16 protein-coding genes are annotated in these 16,792 nt (G+C 67.0%); 4 read left to right on the forward strand and 12 right to left on the reverse strand.

The annotated features are described in order from the left end of the window. Positions 1 to 129: 129 nt before the first annotated feature. From FHY18_RS20440 to poxB, 6 genes are all read right to left on the reverse strand, one after another. Entirely contained in the window at positions 130 to 1,356 is a 1,227-nt protein-coding gene (locus tag FHY18_RS20440; protein WP_259159513.1) for an MFS transporter, read from the reverse strand. 92 nt (positions 1,357 to 1,448) lie between these two features. Further along, complete coding sequence (locus FHY18_RS20445) at positions 1,449 to 2,078, reverse strand: hypothetical protein (protein WP_259159514.1); 630 nt, start codon at positions 2,076 to 2,078, stop codon at positions 1,449 to 1,451. Between the two features lie 131 nt (positions 2,079 to 2,209). Beyond that, positions 2,210 to 3,004, reverse strand: a complete 795-nt coding sequence (locus FHY18_RS20450; protein ID WP_259159515.1) for a hypothetical protein — start codon at positions 3,002 to 3,004, stop codon at positions 2,210 to 2,212. Between the two features lie 378 nt (positions 3,005 to 3,382). After that, complete coding sequence (locus tag FHY18_RS20455) at positions 3,383 to 4,723, reverse strand: sigma-54 dependent transcriptional regulator (protein ID WP_259159516.1); 1,341 nt, start codon at positions 4,721 to 4,723, stop codon at positions 3,383 to 3,385. Continuing rightward, positions 4,708 to 6,150 (reverse strand): HAMP domain-containing sensor histidine kinase, encoded by a 1,443-nt coding sequence (locus FHY18_RS20460; RefSeq protein ID WP_259159517.1) that lies wholly within the window; start codon positions 6,148 to 6,150, stop codon positions 4,708 to 4,710. The genes FHY18_RS20455 and FHY18_RS20460 overlap by 16 nt, the downstream gene beginning before the upstream one ends. 44 nt (positions 6,151 to 6,194) lie before the next feature. After that, the gene (poxB, locus tag FHY18_RS20465) at positions 6,195 to 7,904 is read right to left on the reverse strand and encodes a ubiquinone-dependent pyruvate dehydrogenase (protein ID WP_259159700.1); all 1,710 of its coding nucleotides are present in this window, start codon (positions 7,902 to 7,904) and stop codon (positions 6,195 to 6,197) included. A 361-nt stretch (positions 7,905 to 8,265) separates the two neighbouring features. On the opposite strand from poxB, the gene FHY18_RS20470 reads away from it, so the two are divergent. Then, positions 8,266 to 8,862 (forward strand): diffusible signal factor-reguated Ax21 faimly virulence factor, encoded by a 597-nt coding sequence (locus FHY18_RS20470; protein ID WP_064507944.1) that lies wholly within the window; start codon positions 8,266 to 8,268, stop codon positions 8,860 to 8,862. Between the two features lie 268 nt (positions 8,863 to 9,130). On the opposite strand, the gene FHY18_RS20475 is transcribed toward FHY18_RS20470, so the two are convergent. The 6 genes from FHY18_RS20475 to FHY18_RS20500 all read right to left on the reverse strand — a co-directional run bounded on the left by FHY18_RS20475 (position 9,131) and on the right by FHY18_RS20500 (position 13,292). After that, positions 9,131 to 10,156 (reverse strand): NAD(P)H-dependent glycerol-3-phosphate dehydrogenase, encoded by a 1,026-nt coding sequence (locus FHY18_RS20475; RefSeq protein WP_259159518.1) that lies wholly within the window; start codon positions 10,154 to 10,156, stop codon positions 9,131 to 9,133. A gap of 15 nt (positions 10,157 to 10,171) precedes the next feature. Then, entirely contained in the window at positions 10,172 to 10,687 is a 516-nt protein-coding gene (gene secB / locus FHY18_RS20480) for a protein-export chaperone SecB (RefSeq protein WP_055853720.1), read from the reverse strand. 109 nt (positions 10,688 to 10,796) lie between these two features. Continuing rightward, complete coding sequence (locus tag FHY18_RS20485; RefSeq protein WP_104611868.1) at positions 10,797 to 11,231, reverse strand: rhodanese-like domain-containing protein; 435 nt, start codon at positions 11,229 to 11,231, stop codon at positions 10,797 to 10,799. Between the two features lie 76 nt (positions 11,232 to 11,307). After that, complete coding sequence (locus FHY18_RS20490) at positions 11,308 to 11,730, reverse strand: hypothetical protein (protein ID WP_259159523.1); 423 nt, start codon at positions 11,728 to 11,730, stop codon at positions 11,308 to 11,310. A 29-nt stretch (positions 11,731 to 11,759) separates the two neighbouring features. Continuing rightward, a complete protein-coding gene (locus tag FHY18_RS20495) occupies positions 11,760 to 12,230 on the reverse strand; it encodes a YiiD C-terminal domain-containing protein (protein ID WP_055853726.1) in 471 nt (156 codons plus the stop codon). Between the two features lie 252 nt (positions 12,231 to 12,482). Further along, a complete protein-coding gene (locus FHY18_RS20500) occupies positions 12,483 to 13,292 on the reverse strand; it encodes a glycosyltransferase family 25 protein (RefSeq protein ID WP_259159524.1) in 810 nt (269 codons plus the stop codon). Positions 13,293 to 13,577: 285 nt separating this feature from the next. Between FHY18_RS20500 and FHY18_RS20505 the strand changes: the two genes are divergently transcribed. From FHY18_RS20505 to FHY18_RS20515, 3 genes are all read left to right on the forward strand, one after another. Beyond that, complete coding sequence (locus tag FHY18_RS20505; RefSeq protein WP_259159703.1) at positions 13,578 to 14,423, forward strand: uroporphyrinogen-III synthase; 846 nt, start codon at positions 13,578 to 13,580, stop codon at positions 14,421 to 14,423. 103 nt (positions 14,424 to 14,526) lie between these two features. Then, a complete protein-coding gene (locus tag FHY18_RS20510; protein ID WP_259159525.1) occupies positions 14,527 to 15,504 on the forward strand; it encodes a uroporphyrinogen-III C-methyltransferase in 978 nt (325 codons plus the stop codon). Beyond that, a complete protein-coding gene (locus FHY18_RS20515; RefSeq protein WP_259159526.1) occupies positions 15,501 to 16,766 on the forward strand; it encodes a heme biosynthesis HemY N-terminal domain-containing protein in 1,266 nt (421 codons plus the stop codon). The genes FHY18_RS20510 and FHY18_RS20515 overlap by 4 nt, the downstream gene beginning before the upstream one ends. Positions 16,767 to 16,792: the final 26 nt, after the last annotated feature.

A 16,792-nucleotide genomic window follows, 5' to 3' on the forward strand; every position in this document is an offset into this window, starting at 1 on the left:
GTGCTGCGTGCTGCGTGCTGCGTGCTTGCATCAAGGCTTGCGCCCCCGCCTGTCCAGCGCCAGGCCGCACGCACCGCTCGCGATGGACTCCAGGACACACGCGCTTTCTTGCACGCGCCTGCGGCGCCACTACGGCGCGGTCTGCACGCCGGTCGCTGCCTGCAACATGCCGCGACACCCTGCCCATAACGCAACGGCCAGCAAGGCGATTGCGCCCAGGCTCAAGAACGCGACGCGGTAGCCGAAGGCGTGCGCGAGCCAGCCGCCGAAGGCCGGGCTGAGCGCCGCACCAATCCCCTGCACTGTCATCACCGCGCCCTGGCCGACGTTGACCCGGCCGGTGCCACGCAGCAAACGCGCCACCAATGCCGGGACCACCACGCTTTGCAGGCCGGCACCGAGCCCATCGAGGATCTGCACCGGAAACACGCCCCAGCCGTGGATCACCGAGGCCGCCACCAGCGCGCGCAACGGCAAGGCCATGAAGGCCAGCAGCAACACCCACCAATGTCCGTGCACGCGGATCCAGCGCATCGCCAGCAAGGCGACCACCACCATCGTGGCCTGGGCGACCACGATGGTGGTGGCGGTGAGCGCGCTCGGATCGCCGGCGTGGGCGGCCACGATCGCCATGCCGTATAACGGCAGCATCGCCGCGTTGCCCAGATGAAACAGCCCCAGGGTGACCGCCAGCAAGGCCAATGGCCGGCTGGTCAGCAATACCCGCCAGGCACTCAGTGCGTCTGCGCCATCGGCATGCGCTAGGCCGCGTGCAGCGCGGTGGTCGATGGCGGTTGCCGGAATCGACAGCACGGCCGCCAGCGCCAACACGCCGAACACCGCAGTCAGCGCGAAGATCGCGCCAAACCCGTAGCGCCATCCCAACCAGCCGGCCAGCACTGCGGCCAGCATGTTGCCGGCGTGATTGGCGACCTGGTTGCGCGCCAGTTGATGATCGAACCCGCGCGCACGCACCAGGCCCAACGTGATGCCGGTGAGCGCCGGGCCGATGCCCGCCGCAGCCAGCGCCGATGCGATCTGTGCGGCGACCACCCCGGAAGCGGTCGGGCGCAGCCAGATCAACGCGGTGGCGAGCAGGATCGCCAGACAGCCGATCACCACCACGGCGCGCTTGCGCCGGGTGGCATCGACCAATGCGCCTGCCGGCGTGGTGGCGAGCATGCCGGCAATCCCGCCCACGCTCATCACCGTGCCGATCGCCGCCACCGACCAGCCCTTGGACTGCAAAAACACACTCAAAAATGGCCCCAGCCCGTCCTGGACATCGGCCACGCTGAAATGCAGCGCTTCCAGCGCGCGCGTGCCAGGCGGTCGGCGTGCGGTGCTCATGCGCATCGCCCTGTTGCCTGTTGCCAGGCACGGCCTGCCTGCATGACAACGCCGATGACGACCTGCTCATTCCAGCGCAGCGGACACATACGCGGCGCCTAGTGCTTGGGCTTGGGCTTGGGCGCGCCCGGGCCATGCGGCGGATGCTCGATCTGCTTCAACCCGGCGGCCTTGCTGCCCAGCGCGTGCGCGTGGATCAACACGCCATGCGGTGTCGCCTTGGTATCGCCTTCGACCACCAACGGCTTGCCGACCACCAGTTGCCTGGCGAAGTCGGCGCCGGCATGCGGCGGGAAGCGTACCGTCACTTCATCGTCCAACAGCACGCCATGCACCTGCCCATGCGGACCATGCAGCAGCCGCGCGATGGTGCCGGCGTGCTGGGTGAGCTGCGGCTTGGGCGGCTTGCCGGCCGGCGGTTTGGGCTTGGGCTTGGGCTTGGGCTTGGCATGCGGCCCATGCGGGCCTTCGTCGAGGATGCGCTTGCCGCCGGCCGGGTCGATCGCCAGTGCCACCAGCATGTCCACATCGCGCGGCTTGAGGCCGCGTACGGTCAAGGCGCTGCCCGGCTTGAGCGCCTTGAGCAGGGCTGCCGACAGATGCGGCGGGGTGTGCACCTCGGTGCCGTCGGTCAACAGCAGGCCATCGATATCGGCCTTGGGATTGAGCAGAAAACGCGCCAGGGTGCCGCGGGTTTCAGGGAGGAAATCAGGATCGACCCAATGCATTGTGGACTCCAACTAGGTAGGACCGGCCAACGCCGGCAAGCCGCGCCCGCCGCCACGCACGGGCGCGGCGGAGGTGCGTAAACGAATGTTGCGCGTGGGCGCCGCCGTCGCCTTCGCGGCGGCGCCCCGGGTCAGCGCGGTGTCGGCGGTGCGGCCGGTGGCACGGGCGGCCCCGGTGGTGCCGGCGGCGGTGGCAGCGGGCCATCCGGACGCGGAGCCGTGAACAACGCACGCTGCGAGGCGCGGTCGCGGCCTACCTCGGTAGCCTCGATCGAACGCCCGGCGGCGGTGGCGACGCCGAACCCGCGCACGCTCAGCGGTGCTCCGGTGCGCAGCAGGTCGCCCAACTGCAGTGCCAGATGCGGCGGCATCCGCACCACGGTGCCGTCGCTCAACAACGCACCGTTGGTTTCGCCGCCCGGGCTATAGACGAGGCGCTCGATGCGACCATCCGCTGTTAACGGCGTCAGTGCAGCAGGCGGGGGCGGCGGGGGCGGCATGTCGCCGGCCAACGGCGGGCGGTCCACTACCTCACGCTTGCTGCGCGTGGAGCGGATGCTGCTGGCACGCAGCACCGGCAGATCGCCGAGGCGATAGCCCTGCACGCTCACCGTATCGCCGCGGCGCACGGCTGCCTGCAGTTCATCGGACCGATGCGGTGCAAACCCGATCTGGGTGCCGTCGCGCAGCCACAACCCCTCCACCTCACCATTGGGAGTGAGCATGAACCGCTCGACGGTGCCAGTGACCTGCACCGGCGCGGCGGCCACCGGTGCTGGCGGCACAGGCGGCATCGGCGGCGGTGGCGGTGGCGTGCCCACCGGCGGACGCGGTGCGGCAGGCGCGGCAGGCGGCGGTGGAACCTGCGCCGCAGCGGTGGCCACGCTGCAGGCCAATGCAAAGGCAAGTGCGGTCTGACGAAGCATGTGATGTCTCCAGCGCGGCAAGGAGTGCCGCTCGCAGTAGGTACAACGCAGGCATCGTGCCAACTGTGGAAGCCTTGTTTTTCAAGGCGGAGGGCCTGGAACGGGGCGAATGGACGTCTGCATTTCATCCAACCGCGTCCGTTTTGCAGACACCCTGCGCTGCGCTGTCCGCTTGAAGAACGGCGTCAGCGCTTGCAACCTGCGGGTGCGGCTACGCGGCTGACTGTGCTGGCCCAGGGCTGCCTGGCCGATTCACTGCCTGCGGAATGCAGCGGCATGCAACCTTGTGCCGGCGCGGGTCAGGACGGGCCGGCGAACCGTTCGATGAGCACCACCTGATCGCCCATCCGCACCGCTGCACTGGTGCCGCCCGCGCGCCTACTGCAACCCATAGTCGTCGAGCTTGCGGTACAGCAGTTGGCGATGAATGCCGAGCCGGCGCGCTGCCTCGGCACGGTTGCCGCCGCTATGCACCAACGCGTCCTGGATCATCTGTTTCTCCAGCCGCGCCACCGCCTCGGGAAGCTGCATTTCCGCAGCGGCCGGCATCGCCTGCGGCGGCGCCATCTCGCCGAGCGCCTCGTCCAGATCGTCCGCCTCGATGCTGTGCCCGCGCACCAGCACCTGGCTGCGCTGCATCACGTTGCGCAACTCGCGCACGTTGCCCGGCCAGGGGTAGGCCAGCACACGCGCCTGCGCGGCCGGCGACAGCGTGCGCGCACCGCCTGGCCCGGTCCGCAGGAAGTACTGGGCCAGCAGCACGATGTCCTGCCCGCGCTCGCGCAGCGGCGGCAGTTCGATCGGTACCACGTTCAAGCGGTAACGCAGGTCGCTGCGAAACTGCCCGGCCGCCACCCACGCGGCCAGATCGCGATGGGTGGCCGCCAGCACGCGCACGTCCACCTTCTGCGCACCGCGGCCGCCCAGCGGCGTCACTTCGCCTTCCTGCAGGAAGCGCAGCAGCTTGGCCTGCATCGGCAGCGGCATGTCGCCGATTTCGTCCAGGAACAAGGTGCCGCCATCGGCCTCGCGGATCAGGCCGATCCGGTCGCTGGTCGCACCGGAGAAGGCGCCCTTGCGATGGCCGAACAACTCGCTCTCCATCAACTCCAGCGGAATCGCGGCGCAATTGACCGCCACGAACGCCGCCTCCGCGCGCGCACTGGCACGATGCAACGCGCGCGCGGCCAACTCCTTGCCGGTGCCGGTCTCGCCAGTGATCAGCACCGGCAGCTCCGATGCGGCCGCCAGCCCGATGCGCTTGTGCACCGTGCGCATCGCCGGGCTGTGGCCGACCAGCGCATCGTCTTCTTCGGGCAGCGGGATCGGCGGCTCGGCGGTCGCAGCATCGGCGCGGCTCAGCAACGCGCGCTCCACCACATCGACGATATCGGCACGCCCCACCGGTTTGACCAGGTGGTCGAACGCACCCAGCGTCATCGCCTCGATGGTGTTGCCGCTGGACACATGGGCGGTCAGCATCACCAGCGGCACCTGGGCCGCCTGCGCATCGCCTGCCCGCGCGCGCAGCACCTCGATCCCATCCATGCCCGGCATGCGGAAGTCCACAAAGGCCAGGTCGATACCGCCTTCGCGCAACTGCGCCAGGCCCTGCGCGCCGTTGCTGGCGGCGATCACGCGATGCCCGAGCGAGCGCAGCGTCGCCTGCAAGGTGGCAAGAAACGCTGCGTCGTCGTCGATGATCAGGATACACGCCATGGCAGCTCCACAATGAAATGGGTCATGCCGTCGGCATGGGTGTACTGCGCCTGGCCGCCGTGCGCGCGTGCGATCTCGCGCACCAACGCCAGCCCCAACCCGTTGCCGTCGCTGCGACCGCTGACGAACGGTTCGAACAGCTGTGCTGCGATCGGCTCGGGGACCGGTGCACCGTGGTTGCTCACCTGCAGATGCAACGCAGCTTCGCGCTGCTGCGCGCGCACTGCGACCTGCGTGCCGGGGTCGGCATGCTGCAGCGCATTGCGCAGCAAATTGTGCAGCGCGCGTCCCAGTTGCTGCGGATCCAGTTGCCACTGCAGCGGCGCATCCGGCACCTGCAGCTGCAGTCGATGCGCGGCGTGCGGCAACAGCGCCGGATCCAGCAGCTCTTCCAGCCAGTCCTGTACCACCACCGTTTCCAGCTGCAGGCGGATCGGCTGCACCATGCCGAGCAGGCTTTCGACCACGCCATCCAGGCGCCGGATCTGCGCCAGCATCAGCGCACCATGCGCCGCATCGTCGGGGGTGAGATCACGGCGTGCGATCTCGTTTTCCACCGCAAGCCGCATGGTGGCGATGGGGTTGCGGATTTCATGCGCGACCGTTGCGGTCATGCGCCCGAGCGCGGCGAGCCGCTCATGCCGCGACAGCTCGTCGGCCAGCTTGCGGGTCTGCGCAATCGCCTGCGCAGTGCGCTGCGCGTACCCGGTGACCGCAGCGCCGAGCCGGTCGAGTTCGGGCGCGCCGGTATGCGGAATCTGCGGTATCTCGGTGTCGGCCGCCAACGCGTGTTGAATCTTCTGCAGGCGCTGGCTCCAGCGCCGCACCACCACCCCAAGCGCAATAGCCGACACCGCCACCATCGCAAAGATCAACACCATGCCGATCGCCAGCGGCCGCCACGCGTCCGAGCTGCTCGCCGGCACTCGCGACATGGTCCACGCGGCGGTACCGGCCGCCAACGGGCAGGCGCTGATCAGCAGCACCTCGCGACTGCCATCGCGACGGAACTGCACGGGCTTGCGTCCCTGCGCGCTTTGCCGCGCGGTGCCCACGATGGTTGCCCACTCGGCCGCCGGGATATCGGTCTTGTGATCGCTACCGTCGTAGGTGGGGTAGGCATAGGCGATGAAACCCTTGTCCACATTCCACACGCCGCCTTCCACACCGGGCGCATCGGCCAGCACCAATTGCACCACCACCGCAGCCAAGCCGGCGCCGTTGTCGCCGCTACGCGCGGCCTCGCTTGCGCCGGCATAACGCTGCACGATGCGTGTGCACTGGTTGCCCAACTGTTGCCGCGCATCTTCCAGCCGCACGCCTTCGGTCTGACGGTACAAGCCGTACAACATCGTGGCCACGCCCAGGCAGGCGGCCACGATCACCACCCAGATCAGCAGCAGTTGCCGCAGCAGCGAACGTGGCATGAAGGCAATCCGAGGAAAGTCGGCCGATGATAGAACCGGCAGTGTTAGCGCAGGTTGGTCTTGACCAGCTCGATCACCTCATCGCCCCGCCCGCTCATCACCGCCTTGAGCAGATACAGCCCCATGCCTTTGGCCTGTTCGAGCTTGATCGCCGGCGGCACCGCCAGCTCCTGCGTGGCGATGCGCACATCCACCAGCGCCGGACCGGAATGCGCAAATGCCTGCCGCAACGCGCGCTCCAGCTGCGCCGACTCATCCACGCGGATACCCAGGATGCCCATCGCATTGCTCATCGCGGCAAAATCCGGGTTGCGCAGCTCGGTGCCGGTATCCAGGTAACCGGCTGCCTTCATTTCCATCGCCACAAACCCCAGCGAGGCATTGTTGAACACCACCACCTTCACCGGCAGGTTCAACTGCGCCAGCGAAATGAAATCGCCCATCAGCATGGCAAAGCCACCATCGCCCGACAGCGAAATCACCTGACGCCCTGGAAACGCCGCCTGCGCGCCCAGCGCCTGCGGCATCGCGTTGGCCATCGAGCCATGGTTGAACGATCCCAGCAGACGGCGCTTGCCGTTCATGCGCAGGTAGCGCGCCGCCCATACCGTGGGCGTGCCGACATCGCAGGTGAACACCGCATCCTGGTCGGCGATCTGGCTGATCAGCCGGGTCACGAACTGCGGATGCAGCGGCTCGCCCGGATCCGCCGGCACTGCCAGATCGTCCAGCCCTTGGCGCGCCTTGCGATAGTGCTCCAGCGATTTTTCCAGGAAACGGCGGTCTTCGCGACGCTGCAACTGCGGCAGCAAGGCCGCGATGGTTTCGCCGACATCCGCCGCAATGCCCAGCTGCAACGGCGTGCGCCGTCCTAGCGCGCCCGGGTCGCGATCCACCTGCACGATGGTCGCGTCCTTCGGATAGAACTGCCGGTACGGGAAATCCGTGCCCAGCATGATCAAGGTGTCGCAGTTGAGCATCGCGTGGTAGCCGGAACTGAAACCGATCAAGCCGGTCATGCCGACATCGAACGGGTTCTCCCACTCCACATACTCCTTGCCGCGCAACGCATGCACGATCGGCGCGCCCAGGGTATCTGCCAGTGCCACCACCGCATCATGCGCACCGGCGCAACCGCTGCCGCACAGCAGGGTGACCGCCTTGCTCTGCTGCAACACCTCGGCCAGCTGCTGCACATCGTCGGCAGCGGGTAACACGCGCGGCGCGCGCAGGGCCGGCCATGCGCTGGACAGATGCTTGTCCACCTCCAGCAGCGCGATGTCGCCGGGGATCACCACCACCGCCACGCCCTGCTGCAGGATCGCCGTGCGCATCGCACGATGCAGCACTTCCGGCAGCTGCGCCGGATTGGTCACCAGTTCCACAAAGTGGCTGCACTCGCGAAACAGTTCCTGCGGATGGGTTTCCTGAAAATAATTCAGCCCGATCTCGGACGAGGGGATGTGTGCGGCGATCGCCAGCACCGGCTGCCGGCTGCGATGGCAGTCGAACAAACCGTTGATCAAATGCAGGTTGCCCGGCCCGCAACTGCCGGCGCACACCGCCAGCTCGCCGGTCACCGCCGCCTCCGCGCCTGCGGCGAACGCGGCAACTTCTTCGTGACGCACATGCATCCACGCGATGGTCTGCATCTCGCGCAATGCATCGGTCAGGCCATTGAGGCTGTCGCCGGTCACCCCCCAGATCCGCTCCACCCCCGCGCTATGCAGCGTCTCGGCCAGAAACCGCGCCATCGTCTTCTTCTTTGCCACGATGCTGCTCCGCTACCAATCAAGAGCGTGCAATGCTCACAGCGGCGATGTCAGTGCAGTGTGCTCGGGCGTCGAAATGGCCGAAAAACCCGTGTGTTTTCGTGTTTGTGCACGCGCGCGTCACATCGCCGGTGCGGAGTGAATGTCGCATCACGTTTTGCACGTGCGCTACTCGCATCGCATGACGGCCACAAGAAAGCGCAGCTGAATCTGGCGCGATGATTCATTCACTGCTCAGTTCAAAATTCATGTCGCGTTCCATCGAATAACGGAGAATTTACATCTCGGCAGCGAACGGCATCCGCCTCAGCGCCGGCCCAAACCATAAGTACAGGTATTGATCATGAAGACTTCACTGCTGGCCCTCGGCCTCCTCGCAGCCCTGCCGTTTGCGGCCTCCGCTGCTGAAAACCTCTCTTACAACTTCGTCGAAGGCGACTACGTGCGCACCCCGACCGAAGGTCGCGATGCAGACGGTTGGGGCCTGAAGGCTTCGTATGCCGTTGCTCCGAACTTCCACGTGTTCGGTGACTACAGCAAGCAGAACGCCGACGACAACGATAACGTGTTCGAAAGCTCCAACTCCGACTTCCAGCAGTGGGGCGTGGGTGTGGGCTACAACCACGAGATCGCCACCAGCACCGACTTCGTTGCGCGCGTTGCGTATCGCAAGCTGGACCTGGACACCCCGAACATCAGCTTCGACGGCTACAGCGTGGAAGCCGGCCTGCGTAACGCCTTCGGCGAACACTTCGAAGTCTATGCCCTGGCTGGCTACGAAGACTTCTCCAAGAAGCGCGGCATCGACATCGGCGACAACTTCTACGGCCGCCTTGGCGCCCAGGTGAAGTTGAACCAGAACTGGGGCATCAACGGCGACATCCGTATGGATGGCGACGGCAACAAGGAATGGTCGGTCGGCCCGCGCTTCAGCTGGTAAGCCGCACGTTTGACTGCAACGCGACTCTCTCTCCCGCGTTGCATTGGAAGCCCGGTCCCCCGACCGGGCTTCTTTCTTTTGCGCGATCGGTCCGCAAAGCGCGTGCAGAAACGGCAGCAAGCCGATGCAACGGGTATGGCATTCGATAAGGCAATGCGCGTGAATGGCTGCAGCCGCCCTGCGGCGTGCGATCATCGGCCAACAAAAAGCCCGGCAATGCCGGGCTTTTTGTTGATGCCATGCAGCGCGCAAGCACGCCGCACGTCGATCAGGTAAACAGGGTCTGCGGGTACTCGGGCTTGCGCTCGCGGGCCAGCAGCCCCTTCAACCCGGCTTCCGGGGTGATCTCGCCATGCAGGACCGCGCGCACGGCGTTGGAGATCGGCAACTCGATGCCGTGATGCTCGGCCTGACGCATGACTTCATCGGCGGTCTGCACCGATTCCACCACCTGGCCGATCTCGCGGATCGCATCATTCAGGCTCTGTCCGCGTCCCAGCGCCAACCCAAGCCTGCGGTTGCGCGACAGATCGCCGGTGCAGGTGAGTACCAGATCGCCCAACCCGGCCAGGCCCATCAGGGTCTCCGGGCGCGCACCGATCACTGCGGCCAGACGCAGCATCTCGTTCAAGCCCCGCGTGATCAAACCGGCCCGCGCGTTGAGGCCAAGCTGCATGCCGTCGGCCACGCCGGTCGCCACCGCCAGCACGTTTTTCATTGCGCCACCGAGCTCGGCGCCGACCATGTCATCGCCGGTGTAGGCACGAAAGGTTGGGCCATGCATGGCATCGGCCACGACTTGCGCAAACGCCGCATCGTCGCCGTGTACGGTGATGGCAGTGGGCAAACCGAGCGTGACTTCCTTGGCGAACGACGGCCCGGTCACCACCGCCAGCGCAACCCCGGGGCCCAGCAGGTCACGCGCCACCTCATGCAGGAACCGCCCGGAACCGGGTTCGAAGCCCTTGGTTGCCCAGGCAACGCCAGCACCGGCCGGACGCAACGGAGCGATCAGGCGGATGGTTTCGGTAAATGCATGTGACGGCACCACGACCAGGATCCAGTCCGCATCGGCAACGGCGGCCTGCAGATCGGTCGTGGCACGTAACGTCTCCGGCAGCGGAATGCCGGGCAGGTAACGCACGTTCTCGTGGGTGCGGTCGATGGCCTCCACCATCGCCGCATCGCGCCCCCAGAGCACGGTCGGGTGACCATGTCTGGCGAGGAGCGCGGCCAGAGCCGTGCCCCAGGAACCGGCGCCGAGAACGGCGATCTTGCGGGTCGAATCGCTCATCGGCGCAGACAGTGCTTAGGCGTTGCCAGCCGGCTCGGAATCGGCCAGCGAGGTGCCTTCGCCCTGCGAACGCTGACGCAGGGTTTCGGCGTACAGGGCTTCGAAGTTGATCGGCTGCAGGTAGAACGGCGGGAAGCCGCCGGCCTGGATCAGGTCGCTGACCAGGGTGCGCACGTACGGGAACAGGATGTTCGGGCACTGGGTGCCGAGCAGCACGTCGATTGCCTGCGGCTCCAGGCCGACCAGGCCGAACACGCCAGCCTGCTGCACTTCGGCCACGTAGGCGGTCTTGCCGCCGGCGGTGCAGGTCAGGGTCACGGCCAGCACGACTTCGAAGGCGTTGTCGTTGAGGCGCTGGACCTTCTGATTCAGGTTCAGCTGCAGCTCGGGCTGGTTGGCGTCGTTGAAGACAGCCGGTGCATTCGGCGATTCGAAAGACACGTCCTTGACGTAAATCTTTTCGATGGTGAAAGCGGGGCCAGCAGCGGCGTCGGCCGGCGCGGCGGCGCCGTTGAGGATTTCGTCGGACATTCCTAACTCCAGAAGCGGTTCGGTGGGTGCAGCGTTGAGTGATGCAGACGTGAAAACGCAAGTATCTCACGCAAGCAATGGGGGCTTGCGAGCTGCCGCACAAGGCGGATCAGCGGCCCTTGATCAGTGGCAACTCGGCCATTTGCCAGGCGGCGATGCCACCTTCGAGCCAGTACACCTTCTCGAAGCCGGCTTTCTTCAGCGTCTTGGCCGCGCCTGCAGAGGTGGTGCCGCTACGGCAGACCACCACCACCGGCGATGCCTTGGCATTGGCGAGCAGCTTGCCGGCCGGGTCGAACTTGGCCAGGGCCACGTTGCGGCTGCCGGCGATATGGCCTTTTTCGAAATCGGCGGTGGGCGACAGATCGATCACCAGCGCGTCTTCGCTGTTGATCAAACGGGTCAGCTCGGCCGGCTTGAGTGCGCGATACCCGCGGAACAGGCGCGCAACCTCGGTGACGATCAGGGCGATGGTCAGGCCCACCAGGGCCAGCGACAACATGGGGTTGCGGCCGACAAAGGCCTGCAGCTCTTCGAAATTCACGGGGTCAGGGTCAGTCGAGCGGGCGGGAATTGTCGCACAGCTGGCGCACGCGACGGCCAGCCGGGCAGCGGCCGGGCTACTGACCCTTCCACAGATCGGGCAGGCCGCTGACCAGCCACCAGCGCTTCTGTTCGGGGTTCCAGTGCCAGATCTCGATGCTGCGCACCAGCCGTTCGGCCTGGGTATTGCGGTTGATCACGCGCAGTTCGACCTCCCGGCGCAGGTCGCCATTGGGATCTTCGCCCACGCGCACCTCGCGGTAGCCGGAGATCTGCACCTGCTCATAGCGCGAGCGTTCCAGGTCGCTGAGCGGATGGGCCTGGGCGTAGGTCGGTTCGACAAACCCCTGCGCGGCATCGAAATCGCTCCAGCGCACCGCCGCCGTATAGGCGGCCTGGGTGGTTTCCAGCGCACGCGCCTGGGCACGGCTGCCCGCAGTGGCCAGCCCGCTCAGCATCGCCAGCCCCAGCAGGACCATCGCCCCAATCAGTGCACGCATGCGCATTCCCCCTTGATCCAGCCCGCATCCTACCGTTTTGGAAACGCCACGAAGCGCCCGCTCAACGTGGCCGCCGCCGCGCCCGACCCGAGTGCAATCTGCGCGCGCATGCCGATGCGCGCCTTGCCGCGCTGCCGGAAGGTCGCCAGAAAGGCATCCCAGCCACCCAACTCCGCGGGCTCGGCATCGGCCACCAGGTCTTCGTATACGGGCGCGACATAACGCAGCTGGCTGTCGGCGACATACACGTCGGCTTCGTGGCCGGCCAGTTGCAGTTGCAGGGTCAGCCATCCCCAGCTGGCCAGCGTCATCAACGAGGCCAGGCTGCCGCCGAACGCATTGGCCTTGTCGTTGACGTTGGCCTGCAGCGGCGCGCGCAGGCGCAGCGCGCCATCGTGCAAGCCATCCACAGCAATGCCCATCGACAGCACCGGCGGCATGGCGATGAACTGCTGCTGCAGCGACTGCAGGGCGGAGACGAGCGTGCAAGAAGGAGTCATCGACAATGGCTGGCTGACGGCGAAGGGCGGCATCATGCCGCAATGTCCGGCGAGCGTCTTGTGCATATGGATGACATGCGGTACCGCATGGTGAACGCGTGCAGCCTCGGGTGGTTGCACGGTGGGTGTTGCGTCGTCAAAACCGCAGATCCATAGGCATCAGCTGCCGCCGCATTGGCGCGCAGCGTCAGCGCGCCAATGCGCAGCTACAAGACCTGCGATCACCACGGCGCCACCGTGTCGAGCGTGGTTTTACGGTGCGAACACGACCTTGCGATAGCCCTGCGCCACGCGCAACAGCGTGGTTGCCTTGGCCTTCCAGTGCGCGCTGCGTTGTTTCTGCGCGCGTGTCAGCGGCACATCGATGGTGCTGGTGAACACGATCTGCTCCGGCGCTGCGTGAAAGAACTTGTCCTGGATGCAGGCTGCCGGTGCCAGCTGATAGGTGGACAGCTGCTGCGCCACCGGCGATTCGTTCCAGCCAAACAAGAAGATATCGGCCATCGTGTGCCAGCGCGCGTCGGCGGCCAGTAACAGTCGCGCCGCCTCGCGGCTGATGATCAGCGCACCGGCGCAAACCGGCCAGCAATGTTGATAGGTCGATGGACGCACCAGGCGCAGCTGGCGCCCGGCGATGTCGGCGACCTTGGCATCGAGCTTGATCCGGTTGTAGGACGGTTCCAGGCGCACGACACTGCTGCCCGGCGGGAGCCAGTGGGTGCTGCGCAGCATTGCGGGCAGCGCATCGGACAGGTGCATGTCGTCTTCGAAGATGGCGGTGTAGGCATCGTCGGACTCGGCCGCGATGCGCCAGGCCGCCTGATGACTGAGAAAGCAGCCGATGTTGGACGCGTTCCATTTGCGCGGGCCGGTGCTGAAGGCATCGCCGGAATTTTCCAGCGGACGCTCACGCACGAAGGCGGCGATCTGCTCAGGCGTGAGCGTGGCGCCATCGACTGCAGGAAGGCGCTCGAACGCAATCCCCAACGCCTGGAACCGCGCCGACATCGCCTGCAGGCGATCGCCGCTGCGCTGCATGTTGATGAGGTAGGACTTGATCACGGCGCCACTCCAGCTCGATTGTCGTGGCGGATCGTGGGCGGAGGCGGCAATCGGCACAGACCCCAGCGCGAGGTTGTGGCCGCAGAAACGCAGGCATCCTGCTGAGCGGCACACAACGCAACACCAGGCGCGCGGATGAAGCGCGACGACCAGAGCGACTGCGTGGCCATCGGAGGGGCGCGACCAGGTGCCGGAATCGGCATGTACCGCGCTGACTTGCCGACTCCAGGGAGCCGTCGGCGCCCCTCTGGCAGCGGCGCGCCACTTCTGTGCAGGCCGGTCTAAATCCCCGTCCGCGCCAACACAGCACGCGATACCCACCCCCAGACGGCAACGCTCTCGCATAATCGCCAGATGACCCGCCCTCCCCGGCTCGCCGATACATTGACCCTGCTCTCGCTCCGTCCCAGCGGCGAGCACGCGCCGTTGCGACGGGCGGTAGCGCGGCATGGCGGGCGGCTGCTGGCACTGTCGCCCTGGCGCCTGCAGACCAACGACACCATGCAGGCGCGCGCCGCCTTGCAGGGTGCGCTGGAGGCGCCCATCGCGGTGTTCACCAGCCCGGCGGCCGTGCGCGCCGCGCATCAGCTGCAGCCATTGCAGCAGCCGGCGCAGGCGCAGTGGGTGAGCGTGGGCGAGGGCACCGCGCGCGCGCTGCAGGCCTGTGGCATCGATGCGGTCGTGCGTCCTGCGCGCATGGACAGCGAAGGCCTGCTCGCATTGCCGCTGTTCGCGGCGCCGTTGCAAAGCGTCGGTCTGATCACCGCGCCGGGTGGACGCGGCATGTTGGCGCCTGCCCTGGAACAACGCGGTGCGCGCATCCTGCGGGCGGATGTGTATCAACGCGTCCCGCTGCGTTTGCGCCCATCGGCGCTACACGCCTTGACCGACGCACTGCCGCGCAGCGTACTGGCCATGAGCAGTGCCGAGGCGCTGACGCTGGTGCTGCAGCAGTTGCCCGCAGGATTGAGCGAGGCAGTGCGGCAACGCCCGCTGGTCGCCTCCAGCGAACGCCTGTGCGACGCCGCGCATGCCGCAGGCTTCAGCCGGGTCGTCCGCGCCGCAGGTCCGTTGCCGGAACAGCTGGTTGCCGCTGCGGCAGCCATCGTGACGCCGTCGCGACCTTGCTGAACTGCGAACCCAAGCACAGCTTGCGGCGCTCTGCCAGCGCACGCCATGCTGTGCCAGATGACTGCGGCGCCTGCGCCGGTCGTGACTGCCCGAGGATGTTCGAATGACCGAAATGCCCGCACCCACGCGACGGTTTCCCTGGGCCTTGCTGCTAGTGGTGCTGGCCGTTGCCGCTGTGGGCGTGGCGCTGTTTCTCGGCTGGCGTGCATGGCAGGGCTATCACCAGACGCAGTTGCAGGTAGCGCAGGCGCAGCAGCAGCGCTGGGACGGTACCCAGCAAATGCTGGAAACACTGCGACGCGATCAGCGCCTGGCCAACGAGCGCCTGCAGGACGCTGCGGCCACCAATCGCGTGCTGCGCGATGAAATGCTGGGCCTGGGCCAGCGCAGTGCCTTGCTCGAAGACACCGTGCAGAAGCTTGCCGACCCGAACCGGCATGGCGCACAGGCGCTGCGGCTGGACGAAGTGGAACTGCTGCTGCGGCTCGGCCAGCAGCGGCTGAGCATCGCCGGCGACGCCGATGGCGCCCGCCGCGCCTACGCGCTGGCCAACGCCGCACTCAATGGCATCGACGATCCGGGCTACCTCAATCTGCGCCAGGCACTGGTGCAGGAGCGCGATGCGCTGGATCGCCTAGGCGCCGGTCCGCAGGCCCAGGTGGGTCAGGCGCTGGACCAGTTGGCCAGCGATCTGCAACGCCTGCCCGAACAGTCGGCGCAAGCGACCGAGGCGGCGCGGCCGTGGTGGCAGAAGGCGTTGGCACCGTTGGTGGACATCCGTCCCAGCCGTGGCGACGCCTTGCTGACTGCCGGCGACCGCCATGCCGCCAGCGATGCCTTGCAGATCGAAATCAGTCTCGCCCGCGCCGCCGCCGAACGCGGCGATCCGCAGGGCTTTGCACAATCGCTGCGCCGCGTGGACACCTGGACCACACGGTTGTGGCCGGAATCGCCGCAACGCCGCCAGGTGCGCACGCGCCTGCGCACGCTGCAACAAGCGCCACTGCGTCCGCAATTGCCGGAACTGGGCACCACCCTGCTGCAACTGCAGGCCATGCGTGAAGGGAGATCCACCCAATGAAAGTGCTGCGTACCGTCTTGATCCTGTTGGTTGCCGTGGCCCTGGGCGTGCTCGGTGCGCAGTGGCTGTCGCATCAGAACAGCTACGACCTGGGCAACGTGGTGGTCAGCGTGGGCGGCAACGACTATCGCGCCGCGATGCCGCAGGCAGTGCTGATCCTGATCATCGCGCTGTTGGTGCTGTGGTTGCTGTGGACGCTGATCAGCCTGCCGTTCCGCGTGTGGGGCAAGTACCGCCGCAAGAAGGGCCGTGCGCGCCTGATCGAAGGCCTGCGCGCCGCCGACCACGGCCAGTGGCAGCGCGCAGAGCGGCTGCTGGTCACTGCCAGCGAAGACGACGAAGTCAGCGGCATTGCACTCGCCAGCGCGGTGCGCGTGGCCGATGCACGCGGCGACGAGGCAGCAGCCAATGCGCTCGCACAGCAGTTGGCCGAGCGCGACCCCACAGCGCATGCGCTGTTGCAGGGTGAGCGGCATCTGGCGCGGCAACGCCCGGTCGAGGCGATCAATGCGCTCGATGCCGCCAACGCGCAGCCGCTGCCGGCACGCGGCCTGTTGCTGCGCACGCATGCGCTGACGCAGATCGGACGTGCCGACGAGGCCTACGGCCAGCTCGGCGCCTTGCGTCAGCAGGCGGTGCTCGCACCGGAGGCTTATAGCGCGCTGGAGGCCACGCTGGCCGAACAGACCCTGTTGCAGGCCGGCGATGCCAATGCGCTGGCCGAGCGTTGGGAAGCGCTGCCCAAGCCGCTGCGCACCTACCCGGCCGTGGTCGGTGCCTATGCGCAACGTGCCGCGGTGCTGCATTGGGACGATGCCGCCGTGCACAGTCTGGAACAGGCGCTGGATACGCAGTGGGACGAATCGCTGGTGCGTCTGTACGGCGTGCTGCCGCTGGAAAAATACGATTCGCGCCGGGCCAGCGCGCAGCGCTGGCTGACCCAGTATCCGGACAGCCCCGGCCTGCTGTTGACGCTGGCACGTCTGGCTCGCCATCAGCAGCAGTGGTCGCAGGCCGAAGAGTTCCTGCACCGCGCGCTTGCCAACGGCGCCGGCAGCGAGGCCTGGGAAGAGTTGGGCCATGGATTTGCCGCCGCCGGCGACCTGCTCTCGGCGCAGCATTGCTATGCCAATGCGTTGCGTGCCGCCCGCGGTGAGCCGGTGCATGAGCCCATGCCGCAGCAGTCGTTGCGTGGGCCGTTGGTAGCGACAGGTTCGACACCGGTGTCCGACTCACTCGCGCAGGACGATCGCATCCTGTAATCGATGCGGCCCGTTCGACGTTGCAG

The organism is Xanthomonas sp. 3793, from assembly GCF_024806835.1.
Taxonomy (GTDB): Bacteria; Pseudomonadota; Gammaproteobacteria; order Xanthomonadales; family Xanthomonadaceae; genus Xanthomonas; species Xanthomonas arboricola_F.

Bases quoted from the DNA above. Each gene is read 5' to 3' on its own strand.
- FHY18_RS20440 (WP_259159513.1), bottom strand. From the start codon at position 1,356: ATGCGCATGAGCACCGCACGCCGACCGCCTGGCACGCGCGCGCTGGAA.
- FHY18_RS20445 (WP_259159514.1), bottom strand. From the start codon at position 2,078: ATGCATTGGGTCGATCCTGATTTCCTCCCTGAAACCCGCGGCACCCTG.
- FHY18_RS20450 (WP_259159515.1), bottom strand. From the start codon at position 3,004: ATGCTTCGTCAGACCGCACTTGCCTTTGCATTGGCCTGCAGCGTGGCC.
- FHY18_RS20455 (WP_259159516.1), bottom strand. From the start codon at position 4,723: ATGGCGTGTATCCTGATCATCGACGACGACGCAGCGTTTCTTGCCACC.
- FHY18_RS20460 (WP_259159517.1), bottom strand. From the start codon at position 6,150: ATGCCACGTTCGCTGCTGCGGCAACTGCTGCTGATCTGGGTGGTGATC.
- poxB (WP_259159700.1), bottom strand. From the start codon at position 7,904: ATGGCGCGGTTTCTGGCCGAGACGCTGCATAGCGCGGGGGTGGAGCGG.
- FHY18_RS20470 (WP_064507944.1), top strand. From the start codon at position 8,266: ATGAAGACTTCACTGCTGGCCCTCGGCCTCCTCGCAGCCCTGCCGTTT.
- FHY18_RS20475 (WP_259159518.1), bottom strand. From the start codon at position 10,156: ATGAGCGATTCGACCCGCAAGATCGCCGTTCTCGGCGCCGGTTCCTGG.
- secB (WP_055853720.1), bottom strand. From the start codon at position 10,687: ATGTCCGACGAAATCCTCAACGGCGCCGCCGCGCCGGCCGACGCCGCT.
- FHY18_RS20490 (WP_259159523.1), bottom strand. From the start codon at position 11,730: ATGCGTGCACTGATTGGGGCGATGGTCCTGCTGGGGCTGGCGATGCTG.
- FHY18_RS20495 (WP_055853726.1), bottom strand. From the start codon at position 12,230: ATGACTCCTTCTTGCACGCTCGTCTCCGCCCTGCAGTCGCTGCAGCAG.
- FHY18_RS20510 (WP_259159525.1), top strand. From the start codon at position 14,527: ATGACCGAAATGCCCGCACCCACGCGACGGTTTCCCTGGGCCTTGCTG.
- FHY18_RS20515 (WP_259159526.1), top strand. From the start codon at position 15,501: ATGAAAGTGCTGCGTACCGTCTTGATCCTGTTGGTTGCCGTGGCCCTG.